Genomic DNA, 12,142 nt, shown 5'->3' on the forward strand with positions numbered 1-12,142 from the left:
CTACCCCCCCACCTCCACACCCCCATACCCTCACATCCCCCTTCCAGCGGGCCGAGGAGATTATTCAAACCGCCCGCAAGGCCGGTCGAACCCTCCTCACCGAACCCGAATCCAAGCAACTCCTCGCCGCCTACGGCATCCCGACGGTGGAGACCCGGATCGCCACCCATGAAACCGAGGCGGTCAGACTTGCAGAAGAAATCGGCTACCCGGTGGTCCTCAAGCTCTTTTCTGAAACCATTACCCACAAAACCGATGTAGGAGGTGTTCAGTTAAACCTGACCAACGCCGAAGCCGTCATACAGGCTTATCGTACCATCGAATCTTCTGTGCGTGAACGGCAGGAAGCCAAACATTTCTTAGGAGTGACCGTCCAGCCCATGATCAAATGGGAAGGCTACGAAATCATCCTCGGCAGTAGTCTTGATCCTCAGTTCGGTCCGGTATTGCTTTTCGGCGCTGGAGGTCAATGGGTGGAAGTATTTAAAGACCGCGCCCTGGCACTCCCACCCCTTAATACCGTCCTGGCACGACGAATGATGGAGCAGACCCGTATCTATACTGCCCTCAAAGGTATCCGCGGACGCAAATCGGTGGATCTGGCCGCCCTTGAACAACTCCTGGTCCGATTTAGCCAGTTGGTTGTTGAACAACGCTGGATCAAGGAGATTGACGTTAACCCTTTACTGGTCTCCCCTGAGCGATTAATTGCGCTGGATGCGCGGGTGATTTTGCACGAACCCGATACCCCGGAAGATAAACTACCCCGGCTGGCCATTCGCCCCTATCCCACTCAATACGTGTCATCCTGGACCCTGAAGGATGGTACCCCCATTGTTATCCGCCCAATCCGCCCCGAGGATGAACCCTTGATGATCAACTTCCATAAAACCCTCTCCGAACGTAGCGTGTATTTCCGCTACTTCTATCCCATGCAACTGAGTCAGCGTATTGCCCATGAACGGTTGACACATATGTGCTTCATCGACTATGACCGCGAAATGGCCCTCGTCGCAGACTATACGGATCCTAACACCGGTACCCACGAGATTATAGCCGTTGGCCGTTTAAGAAAATTGCATGGTACCCCAGAAGCCGAGTTTGCCCTCCTCGTCAGCGATCGATACCAACGTCAGGGATTGGGTACCGAGTTGTTGCGCAGACTCCTGCAGATCGGTCGTGACGAAAAACTGCAGCGCATCGTCGCCGATATTCTCCCCGAAAATCGAGATATGCAACGGGTCTGTGAGAAACTGGGTTTCCGCCTCCGCTGGGTAGCCACTGAAGGGATAGTAAAGGCAGAAATCGATCTCTGAAACAGAAGGGGATGGGGGTATACTGTTTACTTAAGTTTGGCCTCATAGGGCTGCTTTCACTCCCTAACTTCTCTTTCCGCCCCAACCCCTTCCCTCCCTGTGGACGGGGTGGGAGAAGAGGGAGAGGGGCCGGGGGTGAGGGCCACTGAAAAGTCAAGCAAAACTAAAGTAACAAGGTAGTAGGAGTATAAGATAAAAAGATCTTGACTACCAACATCATAATCTGAGTATACTTTGACAAAGCTAAAAAAGAGAGTAAATTCTTTTGGAAGAACCTTTGTAAATGAAATCGTCGAATTTAAAGGTTGCACGAAGTACTTCATTTAATCTTCAACCAGGAAATCAAACATGGCTATTTTAAGCTTTGCCTGGACCAAAGATGAATTTCTCAGGGGCAAAAAAACCATTAGTCGAGTAACCGTTTAATTCCTATGTACCTGTTGGAACTCATATTTTATTTCTGGATGTTATCATCTGCCAACATCAGTTCTATCGAGCCAGATCTTTATAACCCCACCACTTTGGAACTGTGGGAATTTCAGACGCCTCAATCCTGGGTCCTGGAAAATGGAGTACTCGCATTGAAGCGCGCAGGGATTCCGAGTGGACCCATCCGAAAACCCGCCGAATGGGCAATTCTCAAAACAGAACCGTTTACCGACGTCCAGTTATGGCTTGAAGCTCGCTGCGATGCTCCCTTAGAACAAAAGGGCCGGGACATCATTCTTATTTTTGGTTATCAGTCCCCAACACGTTTCTATTATGCCCATTTATCCAATCAAACCGACCGGGTTCATAACGGAATTTTCCTTGTCAATGATGCAGATCGGCAACGAATTGATGATGGTAAGGGGATCGCCCGGCTGATGGATAATAGCTGGTACACTATTCATCTCCTACGAAAGGTTCAGACAGGTGCTATTCAGGTTTATGTCTCCGATATGCAAACGCCCGCGCTTTCCGCCAACGACACAACCTTACGATGGGGTCGTGTGGGTATTGGATCCTTTGACGATACAGGAGCATTTAAAAACCTTCGCATAGTCGGTGAGTTGATGTCTTCAGAATAAAGACAGGAGATGAGAGGAGCCCCCCTTCCCCCGGCGAGCGGGGGGGGGGGTAGGAGTAGGTTTTTTCTCACTTACTAACCTTCTTCCCGCATCGGGAAGGAGGAACTCGGGGATTGCCTGGATTCCAACTCCCCCATGAAGGAAGGAGAGCTGGAAGGATTATAAGATCCAAAAAACTTACCCTTAAAAGCCCTCTTACTCTCCCTGTGGACGGGGAGGGTGGAGAGGTACATCTATCGAACCGATACAGACTCAAATTCCAATAATAGGGTTGACACTTTAGATTTCCGGATATAAAGTCAGATCATATTTTAAAAATCCCAAAGTAGGATCTGTTTGGGAAAAATCGGAATTCTGAGCAGGTTTATACCGATAATTACGTTCAGGCAATTTAAATCCTCATAATCATAAGGAGGTGAAGAAATCATGGGACAGAGCCAGATACGGGAGTACACAGTACAAGCTCGCTCCACCGATACGTTCGGGAGAGTGTTATGCAGTTGTCGTCAGCACCATTTTATAGTTGATGGACCGATTCAAAATGGCTGCCCAGGTGAGGCCATAACCCCGGCTGAACTATTCTTGTCCGGAGTTGCTTCGTGCGGGGTTGAGCTGCTCCAGGTGGTTGCCAGGGAGCAGAATGTACCCCTGGAAGGGGTTAAGGTCAATATTTGGGGAATCATCGATCGGGACCATCCCGTTCGTTCCGATGTTACTTTGTTCAATAAGGTCCGATTGAGTTTTCAACTTAAAGGGGTTAACGAAGGAGAAGGGGCCAAACTCATTGAGACCTTCAAAGGCAGATGACCGCTCTATGGAACGGTCGCAGTTGCGACTCCCGAGGTCCAGGTAGAGTTTCGTATAGAGCACTAGCGGATAAATTTCTTGTTTCAGAGGTGGTTTTCAAAGATTTATAACATACAATTTTAACGGCTCATTCAGCCAGCAAACCTATTTTCTTCAACAACGCTGTGTATCTGAGGTTTGTATTCAGATTATCTTGGTATCCTGGAGCAGGGAGGTAGATCAGGTAGCCAGAGAGCTCCTTATAAGCCTTTTGTAGCCTCGAAGAGGGCAAACCTGCTTAACGACATCGCTCAACTGCCTGGCCTGCACTGAGGAGCTATGGACTCCAGGAAACGAGCATCGTGGGCCGGGTCAGCTGCAGAGGGTGGCCAGGCGGGATGAATAGTGTTGTTTGCTGATCTAATCCTTATCCCCTGTTCTCTTGGGCCTTTGCCGTCGCTCAAGCGCGATGTATATAACCGCGTCCCACGCGTTATGGATTCCTACGAATAATAGGAAAACTGCGGTTGCACCGATCACAAACAGAGCCTGCACAGGATATCGCCAGAGTATGTTCGCAGCAGTCAGAAGTACCGCATAAGCAATGAACGGAAGCGCACAATGCCAGAGCCAGTCCTCGAGTACCGGTACGTAGTCAGTCTGCCGTCGCACACGCCTGGCAACTAACACCGTGTATGTTAGTCCCGCTAGCCCGCACGCATCGAGGCAGAGCCCAGCACTCGAGATAGTCGGCCATGGTGCACTGATAATCACCGAGATGAAGAGTACGGCGCAGAAGTGCACGATCGTCGGAGTACCGAATGCGCGGATCGTCGGGGTACTAAGCACGTCCACTTCGGCACCCAGGGTAATCACTACGAATTGCAGACCGGTCAAGGCACTGGCTGAAGAGCCGAGGATGACGTAAAAGTTTCCCCAGGAAATGAGCAATGACAGTATGGCTTGTTCCATGATTGATCTCCAGCGCGAAGTTGTTAGGAACATGGTTACCTTTATTAAATATATATTAAATATAAATATTAAATATAAAACTGTATTCTCTAAATTAAGACAAGTTTTTCATCCACAAAGGGTGGCTTCCCATCTATTAAGTTTATTAGATTCTTTTCAGGAGTTGTAGAAAATAACTGCACTATGATGCATTTTAAGACCATAAGTGAGTTGCATCGGGTAGAGGGTCTTCCGCCTCCGAAAAATCCATTGTTCTGCCTGAAACAGCTTGAAGAAGTGCCCTATGCTTTAAAAAACAAGGAGATCACCTGCGATTTCTATTTGATTTGTTTCAAAAAACTGAAAACAGGTGGGATATGGTATGGCAAACCTAAGTATGACCATGATAGGGGTTTCATGTATTTTATGAAACCAAGACAAAGACTTACTGTTCATGATGTTCAATTGAAAGAAAAAGGATTCTCTATTCTATTTCACGAAGACTATCTGATGGGACATCCTTTTTACAATCAATCTCATCTTGGTACTCCGAAAACCTGGAGCAAATGACTGTTCGCTGAGCGACTGTTAGGGCAAGCAAGAGTTAAGATTATGAGCAACAACATTGAAGGAAAAGTCGTCGTTATTACGGGGGCCAGTAGTGGCTTGGGCGAGGTGGCGGTCCGGTTTCTCTCCACGCAAGGTACAATCCTCATGACGGTGATTTCACCCGGCGCAGTTGCTATGGAACTGCCCAAGGGCATGACTGAGCCCGATGTAGCCAAGAAAGTCCGTAAAGCCTATGAGATCGCGATTCCTGCCGAGTCGTTCACGCGGGCAGTCGCCTTCGCGATCAGCCAGCCGGAGGACATGGGCGTGAACGAGATCCTGTTCTGGTCCACGCAGCAGGAGCTATAAGCTTCCCTGTTTGCTGTGGGAAGGCTCCGATTATTATTTACTGAATCGAAAGGATGAGAAGGAAAAGGATGCAAATGAAACTGCTTGCCATGATGGTCATGTTGTTTTTTCTTCTGGAGAAGCGCTTCAGCGTAACCCGAATTCACACCCTTGTGAAAGGAGGCAGAAAATGAAAATTTTTACTGAGGCAGTTGTGTGGCTTTCCTTAGTGGTCTCCGCCTGCACCCAGGCGGACAAGACAGCAGCTACACCAAGATCGAATACTGTTCTACCAGGGCTGACACCTGAGGATATTCGGATGGTCTCACCGGCACTCGAGCGATACATGCAAGGCACTCTTCTGGGTGATCTATGGAAGCGTCCGGATCTATCCCCGCGAGACCGCAGCATTGTTACCATAGCGGTCCTGATTGCGCGTAATCAGGCGATCGAGATGCCATACCATTTCAACCTGGCGCTGGATAACGGCGTCAAACCAGGTGAGATTTCTGAGATTATCACGCATCTTGCGTTCTACTCTGGCTGGGTAAATGCTATGTCGGCGGTCGCAGTCGCGAAAGATGTTTTCAGTAAGCGTGGAATCGGATCGGATCAGCTTCCACCGGCCTCGGGTGAACTTCTTCCCCTCGACGAGACTGCCGAGGCGCAACGCGCGGCTCGTGTTGAGCAGGATGTCGGTCCAGTAGCACCGGGCCTTGTGCAGTATACCAGTGACGTGCTTTTCCGTGACCTCTGGCTACGTCCGGCCTTGGTACCTCGGGACCGGAGCCTGGTGACTGTCAGCGCCCTCATCGCCTCAGGTCAGGTCGCGCAAATCCCGTATCACCTCAATAGGGCAATGGATAATGGCCTAACGAAGGCCCAAGTCTCTGAGGTGCTCACACACCTGGCCTTTTATGCGGGGTGGCCTAACGTTTTTTCCGCAATACCGGTTGTCAAGGGCGTCTTTGAGAAACGTCCCAACTAGTAGGATTGTCCAGATGGAATCATGTAGGGTTTTCAGTATGGGGTAGTAAACGTCCCTTTCTTCCACTCAGAGCCGAATAGTCTGTAAGCCACCCCGGGTGGCTTTGCTCTGATCGTGTGTTTCATCATCTAAGAGTTAACCATGTCCGATAACGCTTCCCGACAACCTACGGCGACGGATATTCCCATCATGGCGGTACTGCTGGCGATCATGGCTGCGGTCTTTGTAATGTACCTTGTCATCGGTTTTGCGCTGCCGGTAATTCCGCTTTATGTGCATCAGGGCCTTGGTCTCGGTACCTTCGTGGTCGGTCTCGTCGCCGGCGCGCAGTACGCCGCGACCTTGGTCTCACGGCTGTGGTCAGGCCACTATGCCGACAACCGGGGCGCGAAGTACTCAGTCGTCGCCAGTTTGCTGGTTGCCGCGGCGGCGGGTCTCCTCTACCTTCTATCGCTCCGTTTCGTCGGCACTCCGGTAACATCAGTCTCAATCTTGCTGGTGGGTCGGGCCGTGCTCGGCGTGGCGGAGAGCCTTATCACGGTGGGGGCATTCGTCTGGGGACTGGCGCTCGTAGGACCACAGAACACGGGCAAGGTCATGGCCTGGGTGGGAGTGGCAATGTACGTTGCCTATGCGGTCGGCGCGCCGACCGGCACTGCTTTGTACGCTGGCTACGGCTTTGCAGCCATTGCACTTGTGACGACACTGATCCCCCTCGTCACCCTGCTACTCGTCGCACCGCTCCGCCCCATTGCGCCAATGTCCCAGACCCGCCCTGGATTCACGAGAGTCGTCGGTGCCGTTTGGGTACCAGGTCTCGGCCTGGCGCTCGGCAGCATCGGCTTCGGCGCTACCACAACGTTTATCGTTCTACTCTTTGCCCAACAGGGGTGGGGCCTGGCCTGGCTTGCTCTTACCGCTTTCAGCATTGTCTTCGTCATCGGGCGCGTTGTATTTGGCCATCTACCGGATAGGATCGGCGGCGCCAGGGTTGCGCTGGTCTGCGTGCTGATCGAAGCGGCTGGCCAGGCGCTGATCTGGCTTGCACCTCGGCCCACGCTGGCGTTGTTCGGGGCGGTGCTCACCGGCCTCGGCTACTCGCTCGTTTACCCCGGCTTTGGCGTGGAAGCGGTACGCCGCGCGCCGCCGGAAAATCATGGCCTCGCCACAGGGGCTTACACGGCTTTTCTCGACCTGGCGTTGGGACTCGCTAACCCTGCACTGGGGCTGGTTGCGAGCGGAGCCGGCTTAAGGGCGGTGTTCCTCGTCAGCACGCTGATCGTGATGTGTTCCGCGGTTATCGCCGTGCGGCTCATCAATGCACCGATGACCACCCCATGACATCATGGGTACACTCTTTGCCCGTGTCGGGCATGAGGTGGTACCCGGTTATGCACACAGACGAAAGAAACTGGAGCGACCGGTACAGAATGTTAATGGGAACGCACGGGCGGACACACTGCAGAGGAAGTGGATGCCCTTCTGCTGACCATGCAGTAATCATGCGTTGATGATGTGTTGAATCAGACAGGCGATTTGTCCAACAGGATTATCGTGAGCTGCTCCTTACCCATGAATGCTGACAATACTAAGCTCGTGATCGTTCACACCTCCTGGAGTGCACAGGAACCCACAAGGAACTTACCGTAAGGTAACCTTAGGTTAGAAAGACGATTGTTTTTCTAACTGATCGATCCCTTGATCGACCCCTTGTCAACACGCCTCAAAATTCCCTTGATTTTTAGTAAAGAAACCCATTTAATAAAACTAAATTTAAAAACTCGTTTTATAGTTGACTTCCTTTACCTTAAAAGTCAAGATCTTGTTACACGAAAAGATGTTAATTGGTTATGTATGAGTTTTTACTAAAACCTTTAACAGCCGGTTAGAGGAATGCATAAAATTCACTAAACATCTCGTAAGACAAGGTAGCAGGCAGTTCATATACACACCCAGAACTTGAAAGGAGCAGCGATATGCAAAGAATCCTTCTGATCATTTTAATACTGGACCTGGCTTTATTTAAGGGGGTCATAGGTGTGCAGGCAGCCGAGCTACCCATCTTCGATGCGCATATTCATTATAGCCAGGATGCCTGGGAGGTGGTATCACCAAAAGAGGCGATTGCGCTCTTACGAAAGGCCGGCGTGATACGGGCGCTTGTGTCAAGTTCTAACGATGAGGGGACCCAGAAGCTCTATGCAGAAGCCCCTGATTTGATTATCCCGGAGCTAAGGCCTTACCGTAAGCGTGGAGAAATCTCCAGTTGGATCCACGATGAGTCGGTCCTTGCCTATCTGGAGGAACGGTTGAAAAAATATTCGTACGTTGCCATTGGAGAGTTCCATGTAAGTGGGGCAGATGCAGATCTGCCGGTGGTACGTCGCACGGTTCAGCTTGCGAAGCAACACGGTCTCCTATTACACGCACATTCCGATGCAGATGCGGTGGAGCGAATGTTCCGTCAGGATCCGGAGGCACGGATCTTATGGGCACATGCCGGATTTGAGCGACCTTCTCGCGTAGGTGAGATGATGCGCCGCTACAAGAATTTGTGGGCCGATCTGGCAGTTCGCCGTGATGTGGCTCCAAACGACCAGGTAACACCTGAGTGGCGGGAGATCTTTCTTGAATTTCCCGACCGTTTCATGATCGGTACGGATACCTACGTGCCCGATCGTTGGAATGTGGTTGTTTCAAATGCCAACTGGGCTCGCAGGTGGCTGGCCGGACTACCTTCGGAAGTTGCCGAGCGTATTGCTTACAAAAATGGTGAAACGTTGCTTACAGCCGCATTCTTGAAGCGGCGTTAAGGTTTTGAGGATTCCAGGTATTGCACACCCTGTAATTACTGCAAGCAACCTGCGAAGAGAAAAACTCCTGTTTATCAGGGAGCCGGGAGTATAAAAAAATATACCAGGAAAAGTGATGACTTTATGTACCCTGAAATTTCCCTTACTCAACGCTTAGAATTGCTTAAACCACCTCAACATAGAGTCTCCATGGTCCTCGATACCGATCCCTACAATGAAATGGATGATCAATTTGCCATCGTCTACTCACTGCTGGCGCCAGAACGCCTGAATGTAAAGGCCATTTATGCAGCTCCATTTGCCAATGCCCGATCGGGAAACGATGAAAAACGTGGCATGGAGAAAAGTTACGAAGTGGCAAAAGAAATATTGGGTAAGCTGCAAGGACCCCAATTACCTCATATCCCTCCGGTATTTCGAGGATCTGACCGATGGGTTTCCGAGGATAATGCAGGATTTAAGGGCACAGCCATTAGGAGTGAAGCAGCAGAGCATCTGATCCATCTGGTCGAAACCCAACCAGAAGGCGAACTCCTCTATGTGGTCGGTATTGCGGCCATCACGAATATTGCCTCGGCCATTCTGCTCAAGCCGGAAATTATCCGAAAAATGGTAGTAGTCTGGCTTGCCGGCCATCCCTATAACTATTACAACACCGACGAGTTCAATCTACGACAGGATATTTATGCTTCGCGGGTAGTTCTGGATTGCGGGGTCCCACTTGTACGGATACCCTGTCGTAATGTGGCTGAACATTTGCTTCTAACCGTGGAGGAGGTGGAGAATCGCCTTAAAGGACGAGGTGAAATCGGGAACTATCTTTATAAAGCGTACCATGAATATCTCGAAGAGAAGAAGTTCATTTCCAGGCCTATCTGGGACATGGCTCCTATTGCCTGGCTTGTTAATCCTACGTGGGTCGAGACGATAATTATTCCCAGTCCGCTCCTCACGGTCAGCCCGCTGCAAACCGAAGGCTACTTCACCCCCTTCCTGACCCAAAAACTAACGTTTGAGAAAAACAGAAAAGCTTATTGTACCTGGAACAACGATCCACGTCGTCATTTGATCCGAGAAGCTTACAGGTTGAATCGGGACGCTATCTTCCAGGACTTCTACCATCGATTGGATAAATACAGGGGGGTTGGAAAAGTTGAAAATTAAACCAGCAAAATGAAATGGTAAAACCTGTAATAGTTCTAGATACCAATGTCTTTGTCGCGGCAGGTTTTAACCCGGAAAGTTCATCGGCGCAGATCCTCGAACAGATAAGGGGTGGACAGATCCGAATGGTTTGGAATGAACAGATCCGGCAGGAAATTCAGCATATTCTTCGGAAGATCCCCCATCTCTCCTGGGAACAGGTATCCACTTTATTCAAAGAAGAAGATTACTACACGGGCGAAACCCATTTTGATAAATTTAACTTTATCACCGATCCGGACGATCGAAAGTTTGTAGCCCTTTCGGAAGCTACCGGAGCGGTCCTGATTACCATGGATCACGATCTTTTGAGTATTCGTAATGAGGTATCGATACCCATTCTGACACCTGGTGAGTTCTTGAGTCATTCAACTCAATTCATCAGGTAGAAATAAGTATGAACCCATTCAGTCATATCGATCTTCGTGTTAAAAGCCTTGAGAGAGCTTTACCGTTTTATTCGGTTGTTTTACCTGCCCTGGGATTCAAGCGAACATTTCACAGTGGAGAATGGAATGTGTTTGCCGGTGACGGGGACTTACCGAGTGCACCTTACTTCGCAATAACCGAAGATCCTGAGCATCATCCAAACAAGAATCGCATTGCGTTTTGGCTGCCCAGTCGTGAAGAAGTCGATCGACTCAGTATTCTAATCCGTGGGGCTGGTGGAAATATCACCGGTGGACCCAAGCTGTTTCCGGAAATCAGTTCCAGTTACTATGCACTTTATTTCGAAGACCCCAGTGGTAACCGGCTCGAGTTAGTTCATAGAATCGATTAGGACTATCTTGTCAGAACCACCTGGGGAAAGGAGCGAATCCTATGAAAATAGGTATTCTTGGAACAGGGGATGTAGGTCAGGTATTGGGATCTGGATTTGTGAAACTAGGCCACTGGATTAAAATGGGATCTCGAAATCCTGACCAGGAAAAAGTTAAGGCCTGGCTTGCCAAGACGGGGGCTAATGCTTCGGCGGGGACCTTTGCAGAGGCTGCAGCCTTTGGGGATCTTGTGGTACTGGCTACACTATGGACCGGAACGGAAAATGCAATTCGTCTGGCGGATCCTAAAAACCTGGCCGGGAAAGTTGTGATCGATGCAACCAATCCTCTGGATTTCTCCTCCATGCCTCCTAAACTGGCAGTAGGCCACACAGATTCCGGTGGGGAGCAGGTACAACGCTGGCTTCCAAACTCCCATGTAGTAAAAGCCTTCAACAGTGTGGGTAGCCCGCATATGGTTCATCCGGATTTTCCAGGAGGTCCACCTGATATGTTTATCTGTGGTAATGATAGCAAGGCCAAGGAAACCGTAACGGATTTGCTGAAGGCGTTTGGGTGGTCTGTGGTCGATATCGGTGGGATCGAAGGGTCCCGATATCTCGAACCCCTGGCCATGATCTGGATTCTCCAGTTCTTCAGGACCCGAAGTGGAAACCATGCCTTTAAGCTTCTGCGGAAATAATCTAATGAATAGATGAGGAATATGGTAATTCAGGAGGTAGGACAGCAATATTTGACCAGGATTCAACCAACAACGGAAGGTATTCGTACCTGGAGAACCTATCTCAAGGAGTATCAATTTAATAAAAACTATCCGGACGATGCCTATGTGTGGCTTACCTGTATTCTGGCGTTGGAGGCCGTTGGGGTCGGCAACTTTGGGGTTGGGTGTATTTTGGTTAACAATCAAGGTGACGTATTAGTTCAAGGACATAACAAAATATTCCATCCCTACTTTCGAAGTGATCGACATGCTGAAATGGTTGTCATGGATGACTTTGAGGATGCCCATCCAGAACCCACCGGGTTAGATGCTTACACTTTATATACCTCTCTGGAGCCCTGCCCCATGTGCCTGGTACGATTAAGTACCTCGAGGATAAACAAAATCCTATTTGCTGCCCCAGATGTGCCAGGGGGTATGGTTCATCGCATGAATAACTTACCACCTTTCTGGTTTGAATTGGCCCAAGGGAAAATATTTAGCCAGGCCCAGTGCTCGCCGGATTTGGTTCATGCGGCTACGCAGATCCTACTTCTTAATTTAGATGAACTAACGACTGAAGTCAAAGTCAGACAGCGTAAGCTGAGGTAAAACGATTCTATTTGGTATCGA

At 49.8% G+C, this 12,142-nt stretch carries 13 protein-coding genes; all 13 read left to right on the plus strand.

Annotated features, from left to right (window positions below; genetic code table 11):
* A partial coding sequence (locus VNM22_16410) for a GNAT family N-acetyltransferase (protein ID HWP48740.1) occupies window positions 1-1,316 on the plus strand: 1,316 nt, incomplete at its 5' end.
* Window positions 1,317-1,747: 431 nt separating this feature from the next.
* A complete protein-coding gene (locus VNM22_16415; protein HWP48741.1) occupies window positions 1,748-2,386 on the plus strand; it encodes a hypothetical protein in 639 nt (212 codons plus the stop codon).
* 426 nt (window positions 2,387-2,812) lie between these two features.
* A complete protein-coding gene (locus VNM22_16420; GenBank protein HWP48742.1) occupies window positions 2,813-3,193 on the plus strand; it encodes an OsmC family protein in 381 nt (126 codons plus the stop codon).
* Window positions 3,194-4,327: 1,134 nt separating this feature from the next.
* A complete protein-coding gene (locus VNM22_16425; protein ID HWP48743.1) occupies window positions 4,328-4,693 on the plus strand; it encodes a hypothetical protein in 366 nt (121 codons plus the stop codon).
* 42 nt (window positions 4,694-4,735) lie between these two features.
* A complete protein-coding gene (locus VNM22_16430) occupies window positions 4,736-5,041 on the plus strand; it encodes a hypothetical protein (protein HWP48744.1) in 306 nt (101 codons plus the stop codon).
* A gap of 169 nt (window positions 5,042-5,210) precedes the next feature.
* Window positions 5,211-6,008: a carboxymuconolactone decarboxylase family protein gene (locus tag VNM22_16435; protein ID HWP48745.1), complete on the plus strand. Its 798-nt coding sequence runs from the start codon at window positions 5,211-5,213 to the stop codon at window positions 6,006-6,008.
* A gap of 141 nt (window positions 6,009-6,149) precedes the next feature.
* Entirely contained in the window at window positions 6,150-7,349 is a 1,200-nt protein-coding gene (locus tag VNM22_16440; GenBank protein HWP48746.1) for an arabinose transporter, read from the plus strand.
* Window positions 7,350-7,984: 635 nt separating this feature from the next.
* A complete protein-coding gene (locus VNM22_16445) occupies window positions 7,985-8,821 on the plus strand; it encodes an amidohydrolase family protein (GenBank protein ID HWP48747.1) in 837 nt (278 codons plus the stop codon).
* A gap of 123 nt (window positions 8,822-8,944) precedes the next feature.
* On the plus strand, window positions 8,945-9,985 hold the full coding sequence (locus VNM22_16450; GenBank protein ID HWP48748.1) for a nucleoside hydrolase: 1,041 nt from the start codon (window positions 8,945-8,947) through the stop codon (window positions 9,983-9,985).
* Window positions 9,986-9,999: 14 nt separating this feature from the next.
* Window positions 10,000-10,413, plus strand: a complete 414-nt coding sequence (locus VNM22_16455) for a putative toxin-antitoxin system toxin component, PIN family (GenBank protein HWP48749.1) — start codon at window positions 10,000-10,002, stop codon at window positions 10,411-10,413.
* 8 nt (window positions 10,414-10,421) lie between these two features.
* A complete protein-coding gene (locus VNM22_16460) occupies window positions 10,422-10,805 on the plus strand; it encodes a VOC family protein (protein HWP48750.1) in 384 nt (127 codons plus the stop codon).
* Window positions 10,806-10,846: 41 nt separating this feature from the next.
* Window positions 10,847-11,488, plus strand: a complete 642-nt coding sequence (locus VNM22_16465; protein HWP48751.1) for an NADPH-dependent F420 reductase — start codon at window positions 10,847-10,849, stop codon at window positions 11,486-11,488.
* Window positions 11,489-11,509: 21 nt separating this feature from the next.
* Window positions 11,510-12,121 (plus strand): nucleoside deaminase, encoded by a 612-nt coding sequence (locus VNM22_16470; protein HWP48752.1) that lies wholly within the window; start codon window positions 11,510-11,512, stop codon window positions 12,119-12,121.
* Window positions 12,122-12,142: the final 21 nt, after the last annotated feature.

The organism is Candidatus Limnocylindrales bacterium (genome assembly GCA_035559535.1).
GTDB lineage: Bacteria > Moduliflexota > Moduliflexia > Moduliflexales > JAUQPW01 > JAUQPW01.